General features: G+C 72.1%; 19 protein-coding genes. 9 read left to right on the top strand and 10 right to left on the bottom strand.

Translation table 11 applies throughout. From position 1 onward, the window contains the following. Window positions 1-154: 154 nt before the first annotated feature. From ACWC94_RS07135 to ACWC94_RS07145, 3 genes are all read right to left on the bottom strand, one after another. Window positions 155-760 (bottom strand): Rv1733c family protein, encoded by a 606-nt coding sequence (locus tag ACWC94_RS07135; protein ID WP_450795377.1) that lies wholly within the window; start codon window positions 758-760, stop codon window positions 155-157. A gap of 183 nt (window positions 761-943) precedes the next feature. After that, window positions 944-1,768: an MOSC domain-containing protein gene (locus tag ACWC94_RS07140; protein ID WP_450795378.1), complete on the bottom strand. Its 825-nt coding sequence runs from the start codon at window positions 1,766-1,768 to the stop codon at window positions 944-946. Window positions 1,769-1,811: 43 nt separating this feature from the next. Further along, window positions 1,812-2,249, bottom strand: coding sequence for a DUF6643 family protein (locus tag ACWC94_RS07145; protein WP_450795379.1), 438 nt, complete (start codon window positions 2,247-2,249; stop codon window positions 1,812-1,814). Window positions 2,250-2,541: 292 nt separating this feature from the next. On the opposite strand from ACWC94_RS07145, the gene ACWC94_RS07150 reads away from it, so the two are divergent. Further along, entirely contained in the window at window positions 2,542-3,843 is a 1,302-nt protein-coding gene (locus tag ACWC94_RS07150; protein ID WP_450795652.1) for a TerD family protein, read from the top strand. A 6-nt stretch (window positions 3,844-3,849) separates the two neighbouring features. Here ACWC94_RS07150 and ACWC94_RS07155 read toward each other — a convergent pair whose 3' ends face one another. Continuing rightward, a complete protein-coding gene (locus ACWC94_RS07155; RefSeq protein ID WP_450795380.1) occupies window positions 3,850-5,043 on the bottom strand; it encodes a glycosyltransferase in 1,194 nt (397 codons plus the stop codon). Window positions 5,044-5,082: 39 nt separating this feature from the next. On the opposite strand from ACWC94_RS07155, the gene ACWC94_RS07160 reads away from it, so the two are divergent. Both ACWC94_RS07160 and ACWC94_RS07165 read left to right on the top strand, forming a co-directional pair. Continuing rightward, window positions 5,083-5,868, top strand: coding sequence for a glutamate racemase (locus ACWC94_RS07160; RefSeq protein WP_450795381.1), 786 nt, complete (start codon window positions 5,083-5,085; stop codon window positions 5,866-5,868). A gap of 107 nt (window positions 5,869-5,975) precedes the next feature. Next, complete coding sequence (locus ACWC94_RS07165) at window positions 5,976-6,521, top strand: hypothetical protein (RefSeq protein ID WP_450795382.1); 546 nt, start codon at window positions 5,976-5,978, stop codon at window positions 6,519-6,521. A 35-nt stretch (window positions 6,522-6,556) separates the two neighbouring features. On the opposite strand, the gene ACWC94_RS07170 is transcribed toward ACWC94_RS07165, so the two are convergent. Beyond that, complete coding sequence (locus ACWC94_RS07170) at window positions 6,557-7,516, bottom strand: O-antigen ligase family protein (protein WP_450795383.1); 960 nt, start codon at window positions 7,514-7,516, stop codon at window positions 6,557-6,559. Between the two features lie 402 nt (window positions 7,517-7,918). Here ACWC94_RS07170 and lnt point away from each other — a divergent pair, with 402 nt between their 5' ends. From lnt to ACWC94_RS07190, 4 genes are all read left to right on the top strand, one after another. Next, window positions 7,919-9,529 (top strand): apolipoprotein N-acyltransferase, encoded by a 1,611-nt coding sequence (lnt, locus tag ACWC94_RS07175; protein ID WP_450795384.1) that lies wholly within the window; start codon window positions 7,919-7,921, stop codon window positions 9,527-9,529. A gap of 89 nt (window positions 9,530-9,618) precedes the next feature. Further along, a complete protein-coding gene (locus tag ACWC94_RS07180; RefSeq protein ID WP_450795385.1) occupies window positions 9,619-10,098 on the top strand; it encodes an NUDIX hydrolase in 480 nt (159 codons plus the stop codon). Window positions 10,099-10,152: 54 nt separating this feature from the next. Beyond that, the gene (locus tag ACWC94_RS07185; protein WP_450795386.1) at window positions 10,153-10,968 is read left to right on the top strand and encodes a 3-hydroxybutyrate dehydrogenase; all 816 of its coding nucleotides are present in this window, start codon (window positions 10,153-10,155) and stop codon (window positions 10,966-10,968) included. A gap of 76 nt (window positions 10,969-11,044) precedes the next feature. Further along, a complete protein-coding gene (locus ACWC94_RS07190; RefSeq protein WP_450795387.1) occupies window positions 11,045-12,961 on the top strand; it encodes a helix-turn-helix domain-containing protein in 1,917 nt (638 codons plus the stop codon). A 47-nt stretch (window positions 12,962-13,008) separates the two neighbouring features. Here ACWC94_RS07190 and ACWC94_RS07195 read toward each other — a convergent pair whose 3' ends face one another. The 5 genes from ACWC94_RS07195 to ACWC94_RS07215 form a co-directional block, all read right to left on the bottom strand. Next, entirely contained in the window at window positions 13,009-14,388 is a 1,380-nt protein-coding gene (locus ACWC94_RS07195) for an MFS transporter (protein ID WP_450795388.1), read from the bottom strand. A gap of 301 nt (window positions 14,389-14,689) precedes the next feature. Continuing rightward, window positions 14,690-14,839 (bottom strand): hypothetical protein, encoded by a 150-nt coding sequence (locus tag ACWC94_RS07200; protein ID WP_450795389.1) that lies wholly within the window; start codon window positions 14,837-14,839, stop codon window positions 14,690-14,692. 148 nt (window positions 14,840-14,987) lie between these two features. Continuing rightward, window positions 14,988-15,443, bottom strand: coding sequence for a hypothetical protein (locus ACWC94_RS07205; protein WP_450795390.1), 456 nt, complete (start codon window positions 15,441-15,443; stop codon window positions 14,988-14,990). After that, the gene (locus ACWC94_RS07210) at window positions 15,440-16,351 is read right to left on the bottom strand and encodes a metallophosphoesterase family protein (RefSeq protein WP_450795391.1); all 912 of its coding nucleotides are present in this window, start codon (window positions 16,349-16,351) and stop codon (window positions 15,440-15,442) included. The genes ACWC94_RS07205 and ACWC94_RS07210 overlap by 4 nt, the downstream gene beginning before the upstream one ends. 86 nt (window positions 16,352-16,437) lie before the next feature. Beyond that, window positions 16,438-16,734 (bottom strand): plastocyanin/azurin family copper-binding protein, encoded by a 297-nt coding sequence (locus ACWC94_RS07215; RefSeq protein WP_450795392.1) that lies wholly within the window; start codon window positions 16,732-16,734, stop codon window positions 16,438-16,440. 1,007 nt (window positions 16,735-17,741) lie between these two features. Between ACWC94_RS07215 and ACWC94_RS07220 the strand changes: the two genes are divergently transcribed. Beyond that, window positions 17,742-18,344 (top strand): sigma-70 family RNA polymerase sigma factor, encoded by a 603-nt coding sequence (locus ACWC94_RS07220; protein WP_450795393.1) that lies wholly within the window; start codon window positions 17,742-17,744, stop codon window positions 18,342-18,344. A 25-nt stretch (window positions 18,345-18,369) separates the two neighbouring features. Next, window positions 18,370-19,161 (top strand): anti-sigma factor family protein, encoded by a 792-nt coding sequence (locus tag ACWC94_RS07225; protein WP_450795394.1) that lies wholly within the window; start codon window positions 18,370-18,372, stop codon window positions 19,159-19,161. Window positions 19,162-19,475 lie beyond the last annotated feature (314 nt).

Consider the following 19,475-nt stretch of genomic DNA (forward strand, 5'->3'; position numbering starts at 1 on the left):
CGACCGTGCTCAGCCCCTGGGGCTGGTGCGCGTTCGCGCTCCCGAAGCTGCGTGCCTGTGCGGTTCGCCCGTCCGCGGGTTGTCGCCGAAAGAGCTTCGGCCGGTCCACCGTAGCGTGTGCGTGCAGGGTGGGTTGACCAGAGCCGGAAGGCCGTCAGCTGCCGGTGCCCGCCTTGCCCCAGTCCGGGCCGGCCCGGTCCCAGGCCTGGTCCCAGCGTGCGTACCGCCTGCGGACCATGGTCCAGACGGTCAGCCGCCGGGCGGCTTCGACCAGGCCGGTGGCCAGCAGGGCCGCGCCGATCCCGGCGAGCACCGCGTGTGTCGTCGCGGTGGGGGAGTCCAGCGGGCGGGTCGTTATTCGGCCCTGCGGGTCGGTCCAGAGCCTGAAGTGGTCCCCCGTCTGCGGGGACTTGAGGTCCACCAGGGTGGGGCCGTGCCGGTGGCTGCCGTCCGGTGCGGTCCAGTCCGCGAGAACACGGCGCTGGGTCTCGCGCGCCGTCGAGGTGTCGGGGTCGGTCTCCAGCGGGACTTCGCCCAGATCACGCAGCACCGTGGCCGTGACGAGGTGGCGGGTGCGCTGCTGTTCGCGAACGGCGCGCTGCAGCGAGTGCTGGGCGGCGGTGCCGACCCGCCATCCGGTCACGGGCGCGGCCATGGCGATCAGCACGAGGGTCACGAGGGCCACCCACGCCTCGGCCAGATCGGTCGTGCGGCGCAGCGGATTGTGCCGCCAGCGCCACAGGCCACTGATCGCCCGCATCTCCCCACCCCCTCCCGCTCCGTCATAACCCCCCGCGCGGGCGCGCATCCGCGGCCCGGCGCAAGAGAGAGCGACATCACGTCAGCCGCGGACGGACCCGCACGCGGCCTCTCAGGAACACCTCGTGTCCTGCCAACGACGGGGACCCACCCCCGGTTCCCCCTCATCGCGCCGAGACGGGTGCTACTCCAGCACCCGGACCGGGTCCCCGACCCTGATCGTGCCGGTCGAGAGGGGCACGAGGTTCTGGCCGAAGATCAGGCGCGTGCCGACCTTGCGGTGGCGCGCCAGGGTGCGCAGGGGCTCCCGGCCGCGCACGGCGGTGTCCTGGTCGACGGTGGTGACGACACAGCGTCCGCTCGCCTTCGCGACGCGGAAGACCACGTCGCCGACGGAGATCCGCGACCAGTGGTCCTCCGCCCAGGCATCGGTGCCGGTGACGACGACGTTGGGCCGGAAGCGGTTCATCGGCAGCGGGCCCTCGTGGGCCTGGGCGCCCTCGGCTATCAGGGAGTTCAGGGCGTCGAGGGAGGCGGTCGTGGTGACCAGCAAGGGGTAGCCGTCGGCGAAGCTCACCGTCTCTCCGGGCAGGGCGTACTCGGGATCGACCGGGCGGCGGGTGGCCGGATCGTCCATGTGGACCAGGCGGACGTCCGTCCGCAGATAGGCGCTGCACCAGGTGTGCACGGCCTCGGCCGCCGGGACCGCCTCGACCTTCGTGCCGAAGACGCTCACCGGCACGGTGCCGGCCGGCTCGGGCACCGGCACCGTCAGCGGTGCCCGACCGGGTGCGGACAGTCGAACGCCGCCGCCGGGCAGGAGCTCGGCGGCGGCCAGCGCGAGGCGCGGCTGTTCGCGTTGTGTGACGACCTTTCCCCCGTCGTCGACCAGTGTCCAGCGCCGGTCTCCGGCCAGCCCCCAGGGCTCCACCACGGCCTCCCGGGGTGCCTGACCCCGGAACGCCTTGACCGGATGGACGTGGATCGACTGCACTTCGGCGTTCTCCATGACGCCATCGTGCCAGGAGGCACCGACAGCGCTGGTGCGCCGGTCAGTAGCCGCGGTACTGCTGGTTGTTGTACGGGTCCTGGTAGGGGGCGGGCACGGGCCGCGGCGCGGCCGGGCGCATCGCCTCGTATCCCGTGCCCATCCCCATCGGGCGCTGCTGCTGCGGAGCCTGCGGGCCGGGGTAGCCCCGCGGGGCGCTCGCCTGCTGTGGGATGTAGGCCGTGGGCGCCTGCTGCAGCGGTGCGGGCTGCGGCGTCTGCGGATAGCCGTAGGCGGGGACCTGCGGCGAGGGGGCCGCCGGGAGGGCGGGCAGTGCCGACGGCAGGGCCGGCAGGCTGCTGCCCGTGTCGTAGGCGGCGGGGACCCGGATCGGGGCGATCTGCGGGGTGCCCCGCTCGGCCACGAGCGAGTCGTAGATCGGGGTGTCCGGGAAGGAGGCGGAGTAGTAGCCGCCACCATAAGTGGAGCGGGGGGAGGTCATGGCACATAAGTTAAGCCCACGATGTGCTCGTTGGGGAGACCGATAAGAGGGTTGTTTTCCGTGCCTGGAGTGACCGGGGATCCCCAATCCGAGCGAACTCGGCAAAAATGGACGTCGGTCGACGCTTTAATCGTGTAAAGGGCGGGCTCCTGCGGGGTTACCGCCGGTTGACCGGCGATCTTCCTGCGCGGCCCGGCGGAGAGCGTGCCGCACCCGGGAATAGGTTGTGCGGTAGCGATCACCTGGACCCGGGGGTGCCCGGAAGCCGACACGGATGGGGGCGGACATGTCAATGCCGAAAGGGTCGAACACGCCGGTGCCGACCGCGGCCCTGCGCGTCGAACTGGGCTGGCGCCCGGGACCCGGGGTGCCCGACGCGGACGCCTCCGCGCTGCTGCTCGCCACCGGAAAGGTCCGCTCCGACGCCGACTTCGTCTTCTACAACCAGCCCGCCCACCCCTCCGGCGCGGTGCGCCACGAGGACAAGAGGACGACCGGCGCGGGGGTCACGGACACCCTTTGCGTCGACCTCGCGCGCGTGGAGGACACGATCGAGCGGATCGTCCTCGCCGCCTCCGCCGACGGCGGGACCTTCGGGCAGGTCCCCGGCCTCTACATCGAGGTGACCGAGGCCGTGACCGGCCGGACGGTCGCCCGCTTCGACAATCCAGGCGCGACCGTCGAGACGGCCTTCGTGCTCGGCGAGTTCTACCGCCGCCAGGGCGCGTGGAAGTTCCGCGCCGTCGGCCAGGGCTACAGCAGCGGACTCCAAGGCCTGGCGACGGACTTCGGAATCACCGTGGACGAGTCCCAGCACGCCGCTCCGCCCGCCGCGGCGGCCTCGGCCACGCCACCGCCGCCGGCGACGGCCCCGACACCGCCACCGCCGCCACCTGCGGTGCCGGCGACCCTGCCGCCCGCACCCCCGGCCCCTCCCGCGACTCCTGCGGCCCCCGCGCCCCAGCCGGTCCGCCTGTCCAAGGTCACACTCACGAAGACGGCGCCGTCCGTCTCGCTCGCCAAGCAGGGTGGCACCTCCGGAGCCATGCGGGTCAACCTCAACTGGCGGATGCGCACCGAGCTTTCCGGCTGGGGCCGGTGGGGAGGCGGGCAGGGAGACCTCGACCTCGACCTGTGCGCCCTGTACGAACTCGCCGACGGCCGCAAAGGCGTCGTCCAGGCCCTGGGCAACGCCTTCGGGTCGCTGCACCGGCCGCCGTACATCCACCTCGACGGCGACGACCGCACCGGTGCCGTGGCGAGCGGCGAGAACCTCACCATCAACCTCGACCACACCCGGGACTTCCGGCGCGTCCTCGTCTTCGTCACCATCTACCAGGGCGCCAGCTCCTTCGCCGACCTGCACGCCACCGTCACCCTCCAGCCGCAGCACGGCGCCCCGATCGACTTCTCGCTCGACGAGTGCACCGTCCCCTCCACGGTGTGCGCGCTCGCCCTGATCACCAACACGGGCGGCGACCTCCTCGTGCGGCGTGAGGCGCGGTACCTGGTGCCGGAGCGCGGGGTCAGCCCGCAGCGGACCATAGACCGCGCCTACGGCTGGGGCATGAACTGGACGCCCGGCCGCAAGTGACCCGGCTCAGCCCTCGTCGGGCACGGCGTCGGGACGCGCGTACGTGCGGCCCTTCCAGGCGGCTCCGCGCCCCCGGTAGTGCTGCACGGCCGAGTCGACCGTCATCAGCAGGTACAGCAACGCGGTGAACGGCAGCAGCGGCGCCGGCCACAGCGGCTGCCGGTAGTAGCGCAGCATCGGCAGGTACGTCCCCGCCATCACCGCCCAGGCCGCAGCGCCGGTGACGGCCGTCGCCGTACCGCCGCCCGCCGCCCCCACGGCCACCGCGGCGGGCGGCACCAGGTAGACCAGCGCGAGGCCGGCGACCGTACCGAGGAGCAGTAGCGGGTTGTGGCGCAACTGGGCGTAGGCGCTGCGCGAGACCATCCGCCACAGGTCGTGCAGCCGCGGATACGGCCGCACGCTGTCCACCCGGTCGGCCAGCCCCAGCCAGACGCGGCCACCGGCGCCCTTCACCGCACGCGCGAGCGCGACGTCGTCGATGACGGCGTGCCGGATGAACTCCGGGATGCCCGCCTTCTCCGCCGCCCCGGTGCGCAGCAGGACGCAGCCGCCCGCCGCCGCGGCCGTACGCGACCCCTTCCGGCCGATCCACCGGAAGGGGTACAGCTGCGCGAAGAAATACACGAACGCCGGGACCACCAGCCGCTCCCACGCGCTCTCCACCCGCAGCCGGGCCATCTGCGACACGACGTCGAAGCCTCCGGCGCCGGCCGCCGCAACCAGCGTGCGCAGACTGTCCGGCGCGTGCGCGATGTCCGCGTCCGTCAGCAGCAGATACTCGGGGTCACGCGCGCGTGCGAGACCGATACCGTGCCGCACCGCCCACAGCTTCCCCGTCCAGCCCGCAGGCGGTTCGCCTGGTGATGTGACGGTCAGTGGCAGCCCGCCCTGCCGCCGGGACAGCTCGCGCGCCAGCTCCCCGGTTCCGTCGGAGCTCCCGTCGTCCACCAGGAAGACCTCGGCCCGGCCCGGATAGTCCTGCGTCAGCAGCGACGGCAGGCTCGCGGGCAGTACGGCGGCCTCGTCGCGGGCCGGTACGACCACACAGACGGACGGCCACGCCCGCGGTTCCCGGCGCGGTGGCAGCCGGACGTCCGTGCGCCAGAAGAAGCCCCGGCACAGCAGCAGCCAGCACCAGGCGGCCAGCGACACGACGGTGATCCACAGCAGGGCGCTCACCCCCGCAGTCTGCCCCACCCAAGAGGACCGCAACGCCCGATCGTCTATCGTGGCCGGGTGAAGATCGCGCTCATGGACTCCGGAATCGGCCTGCTCCCGGCCGCCGCCGCGGTACGGCGGCTGCGGCCCGACGCGGATCTCGTGCTCTCCTGGGACCCGGACGGGATGCCCTGGGGGCCACGTACTCCGGAGGACATCACGCAGCGGGCCCTCGCCGTGGCCGGGGCCGCCGCCGCCCATGAGCCCGATGTCCTGATCGTCGCCTGCAACACCGCCTCCGTGCACTCCCTGCCGCAGATGCGGGCCCGTTTCGAACCGGATCTGCCGATCATCGGCACCGTGCCGGCGATCAAGCCGGCCGCGGCGGGCGGCGGCCATGTCGCGATCTGGGCCACCCCCGCCACCACGGGCAGCGCCTATCAGCGGAACCTGATCGCGCAGTTCGCCACCGGAGTGGCCGTCACCGAGGTGGCCTGCCCCGGCCTCGCGGACGCGGTGCACCACGCGGACGAGGCCGCGATCGAGGCCGCCATCGCCTCGGCCGCCGCGCGCACCCCCGAGGACGTGACCACCGTCGTCCTGGGCTGCACCAACTACGAACTGGTCGGCGAGCGCATCCGGGAAGCCGTCCAGCGGCCCGGCCGTCCGCCGCTCATACTGCACGGCTCCGCCGGGGCGGTGGCCGCACAGGCCCTGCGCCGGATCGGAGCGGAACCGGACCCGGCCGCCGTCGCCGACACCACCCTCACCGTGTTGCTCAGCGGTCGCGAGGCCACGCTCCCGGACACGGCCCTGTCCTACGACGAAGGCCGTTTCCTGCAGGCGGTCAGCCCCGTCCGCTGACCGGCCGCACGACCGAGGGCCAGGCCCGGATCCGCCCTGGCCCACTCGGGTCAGTCACCCTCCGCCACGCCCTACCCGCGCAGCGAAACCTGAGTAACCTCGTAAACATGAGGGACCACCTCCCCGCCGACGACGGACCGAACCCCGACGTCTGGACCGGGCGTGCCACGAACCGCGTCCAGTGGCTGCTGGCGCTGGTCGGCGCGGCCTGCTTGGCGCTCGGTATCGACCTGGCGGTGGACTCGGCGTGGACCTCCGGCGTCGCCCCGCTGGCGATGTCCGTCGTGGGCTGCATCGCCGCCGGGCTGCTGGTCCTCTTCGGCACGCTCGCCTTCGTGCACGTCGACCTCAAGCTCGACAAGGAGTCCCTCGAGATCCGCTGCGGTCACATAGGGCTGCCGCGCCGCCGCATCCCGCTCTCGCACGTGGCCGGTGCCGACTTCACCGCCCTCGTCACCCCCAGGCACTGGGGCGGCTGGGGCTACCGGTGGCGGCCCGAGAAGGGCACCGCCGTCGTCGTACGCCGGGGCGAGGGCATCGTGCTGCGCCTGTGGGACGGCCACACCTTCACGATCACCGTCGACAACGCGGAGACGGCGGTACGGGTCATCAGGGCCCGGCTGCGGGCGACCGGCCCGCGTTCGTCCCGCTGAGGCCGCGCCCCGCGGGACACCGCTCGGAGCAGGGGCTATGTGCCGTTGCGCGGCCACGGGCGCGCCGTCGCCCACCCCGCGAGCAGCCCCGCGCCCACGGTCACCGTGGTGAAGCTCAGCGCGTTGCTCACCGTGGCGCACACGGCCAGCCCCGTCAGCGCGGCACCGGCGGTGAGGGCGACCGGGGTGGAGCGAGGAGAGCGCCACAGCGCGTGCAGCACCCAGCAGAACGCGGCGGCGACCAGGAAGACCCCGACGAGGCCCTGCTCCGCCGCCAGCTGAAGCAGGGCGGAGTGCGGTTTGCCGTCGGCGGACAGCGTCTGCGACGCCGTGCCGCCCAGCCCGCCGAGCCGTCCCGGACCGACCCCGAGTCCCGCGTTCCGGCCCGCCAGGCGCAGGGTTTCCTGCCACAGTGCCACCCGGTGCCCGGTCAGCCGGCCCTCGAGCACCCCGGCGAGGCCGCCCGGCAGCACGTCCGCGGCGAGCGCCCACGTCGTCCCGGCCACCAGGGCCGACGCCACGGCCAGGCCCAGCAGGCACCCGCCACGGCGGGACACCGAGCCCGCGGCCAGCGAACACAGCAGCACGGCCGCACTCGCCACGCAACCGGCCGCCGACCCCAGCACCGCGCCGGCCGGCACGATCCCGGCGGCGAGCACCCGCAGCAGCAGCCTCAGCCCCGGTACGGATGTCGACCAGGCGGCACAGCACGCGGCTCCGGCGGCCAGCGTCAGCAGGGCGGCCGTACCGCCGGCATGTCCGAGCGGGGCGGCGTACCGGGGGCCCGCGGTCAGTCCGGGCAGGGCCACGGCCAGCGCGAGCCCCACCGCCGCACCGGCGCAGGGCGCGGCCACCGGCAGCAGGGCCCCGGAGACCCGGCCGGCGGCGTGACCGGCGGCCACGGCGAGCACCGCGAGCAGGACGCCCTCGGGTCGTCCGTCGTGGGCCGCCGCGGTGATCAGCGACCATGCGGCGCAGGCGCCGAGCAGGATCATGCCCGTGCCGTCAGAAACGTTTCGTCCGACGTCGGCCCCGTCCTCGTCCACCCCGGCCGCGGGCCTCGTCTCCGTCGCCCCCACTGCCGCCCCTCGCCCGTGTCCCCGACCTGTGTCCGGCCACGACAGGGCACGGCGCCGGATACGGCCGCGCTGCCGAGGCTGGGCACACCGTAGCGGCTGATGACCGGTTTGGGGACGAGATGCGACGGAACGGTTCTTTCGCGCGGGTGCCGGGAGCCCGTGACGGCCCCCGACTCAGGGAGGGGCCTGCGGCGCCCGCGCCGGCGTACCGGAGAGCGGGGGAGCGCGGCGACCAGGGAGAACCGAGGGCGACGGGGCCGGTACCGGCGCCCGTACCGCGCTGTCGGCGGCACAGTTCCCCGCCGTACACTCACCCGGGTGACCGTCACCGCAACTTCCGTGGACCAGTCGGACCAGCTCCCGTCGCCCTCCGCCTCCGGCGTGCGCGGCGGCCGGCTGCTGCGCCTGGCCCCGGCCGTCGCCTCCGCGCTCTGCGGAGTGCTGCTCTACGTCAGCTTCCCGCCGCGCCCCCTGTGGTGGCTGGCGCTGCCCGCCTTCGCCGGTTTTGGCTGGGTGCTGCGCGGCCGCGGCTGGAAGGCGGCCCTCGGCCTCGGCTACCTCTTCGGGCTCGGCTACCTGCTGCCGCTGCTGGTGTGGACCGGCGTGGAGGTCGGTCCCGGTCCCTGGCTGGCCCTCGTCGCCATCGAGGCGGTCTTCATGGGGTTGGTCGGTGCCGCTGTCGCGGCCGTCTCCAGGCTGCCCGCCTGGCCGGTGTGGGCGGCAGCCGTCTGGATCGCGGGCGAGGCGGTACGCGCGCGTGCGCCGTTCCGAGGCTTCCCCTGGGGCAAGGTCGCGTTCGGGCAGGCGGACGGCGTCTTCCTGCCGCTGGCCGCGGTGGGCGGCACGCCCCTGCTCGGCTTCGCGGTCGTGCTGTGCGGATTCGGCCTGTACGAGGCCGGCCGGCTGGTCGCCGAGCGGCGCCGGACACAGGCCGTACGGCGCGGGGCCGCTGCCGCCGCGCTGCTCAGCGTGGCCGTCCCGGTGGCGGGCGCGGTCGCCGCCCGGCCGCTGGTGAGCGACAAGGCCGAGGACGGCACCAGGACCGTCGCGGTCATCCAGGGCAACGTGCCGCGTTCGGGCCTGGAGTTCAGTGCCCAGCGGCGGGCCGTCCTGGACCACCACGTGCGGGAGACGCTCAAGCTCGCCGCCGACGTCAAGGCGGGCAAGACCCCGAAGCCCGACTACGTGCTCTGGCCGGAGAACTCCTCCGACATCGACCCCTACACCAATCCCGACGCGGCTGCCGTCATCGAGGGCGCGGCCAAGGCGGTCGGTGTGCCCGTCTCGGTCGGCGGCGTCGTCGAGAAGGACGGCAAACTGCTCAACGAGCAGATCCTGTGGGACCCGGTCAAGGGCCCCACGCAGACCTACGACAAGCGGCAGATCCAGCCGTTCGGTGAGTACCTCCCGCTGCGCGGGCTCGTCGGCGCGGTCAACAAGAACTGGACCAGCATGGTCCGGCAGGACTTCAGCCGGGGCGGCACGCCGGGCGTGTTCGACGTCGACGGCGCCAAGGTGGGCCTCGCCACCTGCTACGAGGCCGCGTTCGACTGGGCCGTGCGGGACACCGTGACGCACGGCGCCGAGATGATCTCCGTGCCGAGCAACAACGCGACCTTCGACCGCAGTGAGATGACCTACCAGCAGCTCGCCATGTCCCGGATCCGCGCCGTCGAGCACAGCCGCACGGTGACCGTGCCGGTGACCAGCGGCGTGAGCGCGATCATCATGCCGGACGGGAAGATCACCCAGAAGACCGGCATGTTCGTGCCCGGCTATCTCGTGCAGAAGGTCCCGCTGCGCACGTCGAAGACCCCGGCGACCGAGCTGGGCATCCTTCCGGAGATCGCTCTGGTGCTGGTCGCGGCCGGCGGGACCGGCTGGGCGATCGGGTCGGGGCTGCGCCGTCGCCGCGCGGGCGGCGTGTAGCCGTACGACCGGCACGCGCTCTCCGGATTGGTGCGTACGCTCCCTGAACTGCCCGGAGAGCGCGGGCCCGGCCGGTTAGGGTCGGGGCCATGGCTACTCCTGACTTCATCCGCACGCTCCGGGCCTCCGCCGGCCAGCAGCTGCTCTGGCTTCCCGGGATCACCGCGATCGTCTTCGACGACGAGGGCAGGGTGCTGTTGGGTCGGCGGTCCGACACCCGCAAGTGGGCGGTGATCGCCGGCATCCCGGAGCCGGGCGAGCAGCCCGCGGTCTGTGCCGAGCGGGAGGTCTTCGAGGAGACGGCGGTCCACTGCGTGGCCGAGCGGGTCGTCCTCGTCCAGGCCCTGGATCCGATCACCTACCCCAACGGTGACCGCTGCCAGTTCATGGACATCACCATCCGCTGCCGGGCCGTGGGCGGCGAGGCCCGGGTCAACGACGACGAGTCCCTGGACGTGGGCTGGTTCGAGGTCGACGCGCTGCCCGATCTCCATGAGGTCGACCGCTTCCGGATCAAGCAGGCCATGTCCGAGGCACCCACATGGTTTGCCCCTACGGCTGTGCGCTGAAGTATGGGTGGCCACCACATGTGGTGACAGCTGGGTTCCTCTTAGGGTCGGCACATGACCTCGCCCAGCCATCTGCCCGGCCTGCGCCCGCAGCCCCTCGCCCTCGACCTCGGCGGCCGCACCGCCCTCGTCACCGGTGCCGCCGGCGGCATCGGACGCGCCTGTGCCCTGCGGCTCGCCGCCGCGGGTGCGCGGGTGCGCGCCGTCGACCGGGACGAGACGGGTCTGGCGGAGCTGGCCGAGCAGGTGGAACGCACCGGTGACCTCGCGGGCACCGTCGTACCGCACGCCGTGGACCTCACCGACCTCGACGCCGCAGAGCGCGCCGCCGCCGGCACCGACGTGCTGGTCAACAACGCCGGACTCCAACTGGTCCGCCCACTCGAGGAGTTCCCGCCCGAGGTCTTCCACACCGTGCTGACCGTGATGCTGGAGGCGCCGTTCCGCCTCATCCGCGGTGCCCTGCCGCACATGTACGCACAGGGCTGGGGCCGGATCGTCAATGTGTCCTCCGTCCACGGGCTGCGCGCCTCCGCCTTCAAGTCCGCCTATGTGGCCGCCAAACATGGTCTCGAGGGCCTGTCGAAGACGGCCGCCCTGGAAGGCGCCTCTCATGGGGTGACCTCGAACTGTGTGAACCCGGCCTATGTGCGCACGCCCCTGGTGGAGCAGCAGATCGCCGACCAGGCGCAGGCGCACGGCATTCCCGAGGAGCGGGTGCTGTCCGAGGTGCTGCTGAAGGACAGCGCGGTGCGTCGGCTCATCGAACCGGAGGAGGTCGCCGAGGCGGTGGCCTACCTGTGCAGCCCGCAGGCGTCCTTCGTCACCGGCACCTCGCTGGTGCTCGACGGCGGATGGACGGCCCACTGAAGGGCCCGCCGGCGCCCGGCCCCGGTGTTTTCCACAGGCCTGACGGGACGGGCGGCCGATGCGGAATCCTGTGACCATGTCTCGCGATCACGTTCAGTCGGCACCCAGCGACAGCGCCGAGGCCGCGTACCTCGAGCTGCTGGCACGCGACGCCTCCCCGGAGGCGTACGAGCAGCCGGTGCTCCTCGCCCGTGCCGAGGGCGGAGCGGCCGACCGGATCGCCGCGCTGGAACAGGCCAAGCGGCTCGCCCTGCGCGTGCGGGCCGAGCTGGAGGGACGCCGGCGGCGCGAGGCCGAGCTGTCCGCGCTCTTCGAGACCGCCCACGACCTCGCGGGCCTGCGTGATCTGGACGCCGTCCTGCAGGCCATCGTGCAGCGCGCCCGCTCCCTGCTCGCCACGGACGTCGCCTACCTCACCCTGAACGACCCGGCACGCGGCGACACCTACATGCGGGTCACGGAGGGTTCCGTCTCCGCCCGGTTCCAGCAACTGCGCCTCGGCATGGGGGAGGGCCTCGGCGGCCTGGTCGCCCAGACGACCCGGCCGTACGTCACGGACGACTACTTCAAGGACGCCCGCTTCCAGCACACCCTCACCATCGACTCCGGTGTCCGCGACGAGGGCCTGGTCGCCATCCTCGGCGTCCCCCTCATGCTCGGCCCGCACGTCATCGGCGTCCTCTTCGCCGCCGACCGCAGGGAACGCGTCTTCGAACGCGCCCAGATCGCCCTGCTCGGCTCCTTCGCCGCGCTCGCCGCCGCCGCGCTCGACACCGCCAATCTGCTCACCGAGACCCGCGCGGCACTGGCCGGCCTGGAGCGCGCCAACGAGATCATCCGGGACCGCAGCGCCGTCATCGAGCGCGCCTCCGACGTCCACGACCGGCTCGCCGAACTCGTCCTGCGCGGCGGCGGGGTGCACGACGTGGCCGCCGCCGTCTCCGAAGTCCTCGACGGCACCGTCGAGTTCACCGAGACGGCGGCACCGGCCTCGGCGCTCGAGGCATCCCGAGCCGAGGGACACGCCGTACGGCACGGCGGCGACTGGATCGCCGCCGTCGCCGCCGGCGGTGAACTCCTCGGCGCGCTGGTCCTGCGCGGCCACCCCGGCTTGGACCCCGTCGACCAGCGCACCCTTGAGCGCGCGGCGATGGTCACCTCGCTGCTCCTGCTCGCCCGCCGCTCGGCGGCAGAGGCCGAACAGCGCGTGCGCGGCGAACTGCTGGACGACCTGCTGGACGCGCGCGACCGGGATCCGCGCCTGCTGCGCGAACGTGCCGCCCGGCTGCACGCCGACCTGGACGCCACCCATGTGGTGCTCGCCGCCCGCCTCGACGGCCCGGCGGCCGACGCCGACGAGGAGGCCGCGGCCCGCCGTCGCCTGTGGTCGGCCGCCTCGCACCTCGCCGCGACCCGGCAGGGCCTGGCCGCCGCACGCGACGGCGGCACCGTCGTGCTGCTGCCGCTCACCGCCGGTGACACCGCCACCGAGGTGGCCCGCCGCACGGCCCGCCATCTGGGCACGGCCGTCCACCAACCCGTCACGGTCGGTGCCTCGGCCCCGGTCACCGACCTCACCGCCCACCCCGAGACCCTCGCCGCCGCCTACGCCGAGGGCCGTCGCTGTCTGGAGGCGCTGCACCTGCTGGGCCGGGCCGGGGACGGCGCCGCGGCCGAGGACTTCGGCTTCCTCGGTCTGCTCCTCGCGGGCGACCGGGACGTCACCGGCTTCGTCGACCGCACCGTCGGCCCGGTGGTGTCCTACGACGAGCGACGCGGTACGGAACTGCTGCGCACCCTGGACGCGTACTTCGCCTGCGGGATGAGCCCGGCCCGCACCAAGGACGCCTTGCACGTCCATGTGAACACGGTCGCCCAGCGGCTGGAGCGGGTGGGCCGGCTGCTGGGGGAGGACTGGCAGACCCCGGCCCGCGCCCTGGAGATCCAACTGGCCCTGAGGCTGCACCGGTTGGCGACCCCGGACAGACGCTGACCCCCGTACGGGACTGCCGTACGGGGGTCAGGGGCGCGGAACCCCGGTCAGACGGTCCGCGCCTCGGCGGCAGGACTGGCACCGGTGGACTCGCCGCCCTCGGCCTCGGCACGGGCGAGATCCCGGTGCCGCGTCTCCCGCGCCACACCCACGGCGACCAGGGTCAGCACCGCGGCGGCGATCACGTACAGGGCGATCGGGGTGGAGCTGCCGTAGTCGTCGAGCAGTGCGGTGGCGAGGAGCGGCGCCGGTGCGCCCGCCGCGACGGAGGCGAACTGGGCGCCGATGGACGCGCCCGAGTACCGCACGCGGGTGGTGAACATCTCGGCGAAGAAGGCGGCCTGCGGCGCGTACATGGCGCCGTGCAGAACGAGCCCGACGGTTACGGCCAGGACCAGGTATCCGAACGAACCGGTGTCCGCCAGCGAGAAGAACGGGAACATCCACAGCCCGACACCGGCCGCGCCGAACAGATACACCGGCCGCCGGCCGACCCGGTCGGACAGTGCGCCCCAGGCCGGGATGACGGCGAAGTGCACCGCGGAGGCGATGAGCACGGCGTTGAGCGCGGTCTGCTTGGAGACGCCGGCCGAGGTGGTGGCGTAGACGAGGACGAAGGCGGTGATGACGTAGTAGCTGATGTTCTCGGCCATGCGTGCGCCCATCGCCACCAGTATGTCCCGCCAGTGATGCCGCAGTACGGAGACGAGCGGCAGCTTCTCCGGCTCGTCCGCGCGCCGGGCCTCGGCCCGCTCCAACGCCTCCTTGAACACGGGCGATTCATCGACGGACAGCCGAATCCACAGACCCACGAGCACCAGCACGCCGGAGAGCAGGAACGGGATCCGCCAGCCCCATGTCCCGAAGGCGTCGTCGGAGAGCACGGCGGTCAGCAGCGAGAGCACACCGGTCGCGAGCAACTGCCCGGCCGGCGCGCCGGTCTGCGGCCACGAGGCCCAGAAGCCGCGCCGCCGCGCGTCCCCGTGCTCCGACACCAGCAGGACGGCACCGCCCCACTCGCCGCCGAGCGCGAACCCCTGGACCAGCCGCAGCACGGTGAGGAGCACGGGCGCGGCGGACCCGACGGTGGCGTGCGTGGGCAACAGCCCGATGGCGAAGGTCGCCCCGCCCATCATCACCAGGCTCAGCACCAGCAGCTTCTTGCGCCCGAGCCGGTCACCGTAGTGCCCGAACACCAGCGCCCCCAAGGGGCGGGCCGCGAACCCGACGGCGTACGTCAGGAACGACAGCAGCGTCCCGACGAGCGGGTCGGAACCCGGAAAGAACAGCTTGTTGAACACCAGTGCGGCGGCCGAGCCGTAGAGGAAGAAGTCGTACCACTCGATGGTGGTGCCGATGAGGCTGGCGGCGACGATGCGGGGGAGGCTGGCGGGGGGCGGGGGAGCGGTTGCTGCTTCGGAGGCCATGTGCGCCACTTCCTCGTGTGCGGTGGGGACGGGTACGTGTCGGCACACGGTAGGAAGATGCAGGTCAGGGGCCCATGTGGTGGGACAACATAGTTCGAGTATTGGCTATGCGTGCGGCCACCATGCCGGCTCACGGAAGAGCGGTTCAGGGGCTCGCAAGTGATCAAAACCAGCACCGTCCGGGACGCGTAGTTCAGGGCGATCTGACGGTGCGGTGCTGACTCCCGTGCTGGTTTGGTGCTGACTACGCTGCGTAGAAGTGGCTGTGTCACTCCGACGAGTGTGGCTCGGACAGGCCGACTCAATCGGCCGATGCCATGGCCCGGGTCCGCCAGTCGCTGCCCTCACCGTACGGGGTGATGGCCAGCTGGGTGCGGATGGCGCGCACCCCGTGCGGTTCGCCGATGGCCTCGCGTACCGAGCGGCCGAGGGTCGGCAGGTCGGTGGCCACCACTCCCAGAAAACTGATGCCGTTTACCGGGCCTTACGCCTTACCAGGCCTTACGCCACGACGCTAACCTCGCCGCTGAGCAGCCGGTCCACCTCGCAGCAGCCGCTTGACACAGGAGCGAGCGGACGTGACCCGTCGTGATGGTGGTTCAGTTGGGTGGTGTACGGGTGATGGATCGGTTGCGGATGGGTGTACTGACGGGCTGTCGGGCAGCGCGGCGTTGTCTGGTCGCGCTGACTTGCCAGATGGCGAGGAGCAGCAGCGTGCCCGTTTCGGCGAGGAGGCTGAGGACGGCTTGTGGTGCCGGTTGCAGACCGCGCTCGGTGAATCCGAACACGCCTACGGTGCGCGAAGCGGTGAAGCCGACGAGGGCGCCGAGCGCGACGCCTGCCTCGGAGATCCTCAGCAGCAGGGGTGGTGTCCCCATCAGCAGCAGGGCAGCGAAGGCGAAGGATGCGCTGGCCTGGAGCAGGAACAGGGGGCCAATGATGTGGATGAAGCGGTACCCGTCGATGTAGAGCTGGGCGTGGATGTATCCGCCCGCGGCGAGGGTTGCGGCGGTCGCCGCCCGCAGGGTGGGGACGAGGAATCTTTGGGTGTTCATGCCAGCCTCTGGTCCTTGATGGCCAGTTCGCGGTCGCCTTGGCGGTAGCCGACGCTGCGGATCCCGAGTGCGTCCTTGAGTTGCCGGGCGGGGACGACCTGGGGCGTGGGGGCGGGGGCGCGGCCCGGCTTGGGCAGCGGGTAGGCGGTGGTGGTGGCGGAGTGGAAGGTGATGTTGCCCTCTGTCTTGGTGAACAGCTGGTGGACGTGTCCGTTGAGACAGGTGACGGAGGAGAAGCGGCGCAGGAGTGCGATGACTTTGAGAGCGTCGTCAGTGCTCCAGCCCCACTTCGGGTACATGGCGAACAGCGGGATGTGACTGAAGACCACGACGGGGGTGTCCGAGGACAGGCCCGCCAGGTCTTTGCGGACGAAGTCGATCTGCGCGGTGCCGAGGTGTCCGAGTTTCTCCAGGCTCAGGGTGTTGACCAGGGCGATGAAGTGCACGCCGTGGGTGTCGAAGCTGTACCAGCCGTCGCCGAGCGTGCCCATGCCGAAGGTCCGCCGGTAGGCGCGGCCAGCATCACCGATGGAGTCGTGTTCGCCCGGTACGGTGAAGACGCGGTCTGTCTTCATTCCGGTCATCATCTGCTTGACCTGGTCGAACTGCCCGGCCGTGGACAGGTGGGTCAGGTCGCCGCTGTGCATGACGAAGTCCGGTCTGAATCCGAGTGAGTTGACCTGGTTGATCGCTTCGGTGAATGAGCCGGCCACGTCCATGTTCGCCGGGCCCTGGAACCCGATATGGCTGTCGGAGACCTGCACGAACCGCAGCGCGCCGCTTCCCGCTGCGACGGCCCCGGCGGCGGCCCCGGCGTTGGTGTCCCGGGAGTCCGCGATGTGGCTGATCACCTCTCCGCTGGCCACGGTCAGCACCACCGCGCCGCCGAACCACCCTGCGTGACGCATGAGTTGACGCCGAGTCATACCGTGTTCGGTTTCAGGCCGGCCGGCGTCGTCGGCCGGTTCTCCGTCGTGACGGTCGTAGTAGTCGGTCATCGGGTCACCTCCACGGTGGCGGTCATGAACGGATGGATGGTGCAGAGGTAGGCGTAGGTGCCGGGCGTGGTGAACGTGTAGCTGTAGGCGGCGTGGACGGCCAGGGCGGCCGAGTGCAGGGGGCCACCCGATGCGGCGCTGGTGACGGTGTGGGCGTCGGTGTCCTGGTTCGTCCACGTCACCGTCGTGCCCGCTTTGACCCGCAGCGTGGCCGGAGAGAATGCGAAGTTCTTGATCGCGACGGCATTCCCGGTCACCGACGCGGTCGCCGCGCCCGTGCTCGAGGTACTCATGGGCATGCTCATGCTGGGCATCGGGGAGGCGCCGGGAGCGGAGCCCGCCGTTTTCCCCGACCCCGTGGCCCCGGGCATTCCGGCCGCCTGGTGCTGACCCGGACCGGGCGTGATGGCGCCGGCCCCGACGGACGAGGAATGCGACGACGGGCCGCATGAGCTGAGGAGCCCCAGCGCACCGGCAGTGGCGAGGGTGGCGACGGCCAGCCCGGCCGCAGCACGGGATCGCCGAGTGGGGGGCGAAGGTTCACGTACATGTGTGCGTTCCTCACTGATCAGGCGGAGACGGGGACTGCGCCGGCTCGGGCGCACGCGACCGCAGGGATGTGGTGGATGCCGCGTTCATGGGCACGCGTCCCTCACGGACCCAGCGAGCGAGCCTGGGTGGCGCACCGTGCCGACTGCCCGCCTCGAGGTGCTCCGCGCTGCGTATCCGCCCTGCCGCGCCACGAAGATGAAGGCGGCACGCGGCAGTTCGCCCGAGCAGGCAGCCGCGAGCGACTCGGGGTAGGTCGGCGTCGCCCATACGGGTGATGGGCACACTGGCCCGGATGGAGCTCTGCCCCGGTCACCGCACAGCCACCGATCACTGTGCGTAGCGCCATCGGCGTGGTGTGTGCTGGACATCGGTCGGGGCTGCGGAGTGGCACCGGCTTCGATGCGCGGGGGCAGGGGAGCGGGGCCGGTGGCGAGAGCGCGTGCGTCGCGTGGTGCATTTCGGTCACCCCTGTTCCATCCGTTGCCGTGAGGGAAGCGATGAGGAGTTGCGCGTAAGCCGGTTCTTGTCCGCCTCCACGGACGGCGTGGCTCCTGCGGTTCGATGGATACGCACCTTTTGTGGGACTTCATGGGATCGCTGCAGTTCAGCCGGCCCCGGATCCGCGCATGCTTGATCACGGTGAGGTCGTAACGCCGCAAGGGCGTACCGCCTGCAGCAGTCACAGCGCGTGACCGGTACCGAGCTGTTCGTACAGGACAAAGCGGCGCATATGCCTGATGATCGTGTTATGCCCTGGAGTTCCCGAAAACGTGGTCCAAGGACCGATCCGGATCGCTCCGCGCACCGTGTCTCTGATAGAGGGACCCTCTCGACCGCAGATGAGGAACTGCTGCGCACTCTGTACGCGGAGCACGCAGGAGCCCTGTTTCACTACGTGCTGCGACTGACCTCAGGAGACTGGCAATGGGCAGAGGACGTGGTACAGGAGACACTGCTGCGAGCGTGGCAGCACCCCGCCGCATTCGACCCCGCACGCGGCCCGGCCCGGGCATGGCTGTATACGGTCGCCCGACACCTGGTCATCGACGCCCACCGGGCCCGGCAGTCCAGGCCGGCCGAGGCCGGCGGCGATGTGCTGGAGCGAGCCGCCGAGCAGAAGCCGGGCAAGGACGAGATCGAGCAGGCACTGCAGAGCTGGGCGGTTGCCGAAGCCGTGCGGTCACTGTCCCCGGACCACCGCGCCGTCCTGCTGGAGACCTACTACCGGGGCCGGACCATGGCGGAGGCCGCACAGGTGCTGGGCATCCCGCTGGGCACAGTGAAGTCGCGGACGTACTACGCCCTGCACGCCCTGCGGCTGGCGCTGCAGGAACGGGGGATCGAGCCATGACCGTGGCGGGCAGGAGGCGGCGACCATGAGTGCGGAGCACGACGCCCTCCGGCTGACGCTGGGAGGTTACGTCTTGGGCACGCTGCCCTCGGCGGAAAGGGAACAGGTGCGCATCCACCTCGCGGCATGCACCGAATGCCAGGCCGAACACGCCCAGCTGGCGGGACTGCCCGCGCTGCTGGCGACGGTGACCGAAGCCGAAGCCTCGGGCCAGACGGTGCCGGCGGCCGAAACGGGCCTGACCGACCGACTGGTGGCACGGGCAGCCGAAAGCGTGCAGGGCTCCCCGCTGCCCGAACGGCCCGCCGCGCCCGCGGTGTCGAAGACCCCAGAGGGGGGTGTGCTGGAGAGGCTGCTCCAGCAGGCTGCGGCCAGGCGCCGCAGGTCTTGGCGTCTGCAACTGGCCGGCGCCGCAGTCTCGCTGACGTTCATCGCGGCAGCGGCCGGTGGCACATGGCTGGCGGCCATCGGATCCGTGGGCAGTCAGGCGAGGCCGCCCGGGCCGACCGCGCCGACTGTCTGGCGTACCTTCTCCGGGAGCGATCCCACCACCGGCGTCTCCGCCTCGGTGAAGGTCTCGCCCTCTGCCTGGGGCAGTGTCCTGCAGATCTCCGCAGGAGGGGCACCCGCCGGAATCACCTGTCGGCTGCAGGCGGTCGGGCCCGGCGGGGCCAGGACGGACGGCGCTACCTGGCGGGCAGGCGAGTACCCTCGCGGCACCACGATCCCAGGAGCGGTCGCCATGGCTCCGGGAGCCATCGAGCACTTCGAGATCCTCGCAGGCAACGGTCAGAAGCTGGTCACCATCCGAGCGTGAGGCCAGACCATGGCGGTCATGCCACTGGGCGGCCGGTCGCCCTGTGGCATGACGGCAGCAGCAGGGCGTGAGGATCGGTGGCACAAGAGGCCAAGGCGACGTCGCCTTCGAAAGGCCGGGCGCTCCGCGGTGAGGGACCCCGGACGGCGAGGGACCCGGGACATCAGACAAGAACCGCGCCGCCTCAAGACCGGTGGACCGAGCTGGAGGGGCGCGCAGGACGTCCACCTGATGGCCATGGAAGAGGTTTCTGCGCGTGACACCGGCTGGACGGGCACGCTCGTGATCACCGTAGCCCCTCGATCCCGCCGCAC

Source organism: Streptomyces sp. NPDC001135 (genome assembly GCF_053598395.1).

What these genes read in the sequence shown, in the direction of transcription:
- ACWC94_RS07190 (WP_450795387.1), top strand. Translation starts at nt 11,045, where the DNA reads ATGTCTCGCGATCACGTTCAGTCGGCACCCAGCGACAGCGCCGAGGCC.
- ACWC94_RS07180 (WP_450795385.1), top strand. Translation starts at nt 9,619, where the DNA reads ATGGCTACTCCTGACTTCATCCGCACGCTCCGGGCCTCCGCCGGCCAG.
- ACWC94_RS07225 (WP_450795394.1), top strand. Translation starts at nt 18,370, where the DNA reads ATGAGTGCGGAGCACGACGCCCTCCGGCTGACGCTGGGAGGTTACGTC.
- ACWC94_RS07135 (WP_450795377.1), bottom strand. Translation starts at nt 760, where the DNA reads ATGCGGGCGATCAGTGGCCTGTGGCGCTGGCGGCACAATCCGCTGCGC.
- ACWC94_RS07215 (WP_450795392.1), bottom strand. Translation starts at nt 16,734, where the DNA reads ATGAGTACCTCGAGCACGGGCGCGGCGACCGCGTCGGTGACCGGGAAT.
- ACWC94_RS07140 (WP_450795378.1), bottom strand. Translation starts at nt 1,768, where the DNA reads ATGGAGAACGCCGAAGTGCAGTCGATCCACGTCCATCCGGTCAAGGCG.
- ACWC94_RS07210 (WP_450795391.1), bottom strand. Translation starts at nt 16,351, where the DNA reads ATGCGTCACGCAGGGTGGTTCGGCGGCGCGGTGGTGCTGACCGTGGCC.
- ACWC94_RS07220 (WP_450795393.1), top strand. Translation starts at nt 17,742, where the DNA reads ATGCCCTGGAGTTCCCGAAAACGTGGTCCAAGGACCGATCCGGATCGC.
- ACWC94_RS07195 (WP_450795388.1), bottom strand. Translation starts at nt 14,388, where the DNA reads ATGGCCTCCGAAGCAGCAACCGCTCCCCCGCCCCCCGCCAGCCTCCCC.
- ACWC94_RS07170 (WP_450795383.1), bottom strand. Translation starts at nt 7,516, where the DNA reads ATGATCCTGCTCGGCGCCTGCGCCGCATGGTCGCTGATCACCGCGGCG.
- ACWC94_RS07185 (WP_450795386.1), top strand. Translation starts at nt 10,153, where the DNA reads ATGACCTCGCCCAGCCATCTGCCCGGCCTGCGCCCGCAGCCCCTCGCC.
- ACWC94_RS07205 (WP_450795390.1), bottom strand. Translation starts at nt 15,443, where the DNA reads ATGAACACCCAAAGATTCCTCGTCCCCACCCTGCGGGCGGCGACCGCC.
- ACWC94_RS07145 (WP_450795379.1), bottom strand. Translation starts at nt 2,249, where the DNA reads ATGACCTCCCCCCGCTCCACTTATGGTGGCGGCTACTACTCCGCCTCC.
- ACWC94_RS07150 (WP_450795652.1), top strand. Translation starts at nt 2,542, where the DNA reads ATGCCGAAAGGGTCGAACACGCCGGTGCCGACCGCGGCCCTGCGCGTC.
- ACWC94_RS07165 (WP_450795382.1), top strand. Translation starts at nt 5,976, where the DNA reads ATGAGGGACCACCTCCCCGCCGACGACGGACCGAACCCCGACGTCTGG.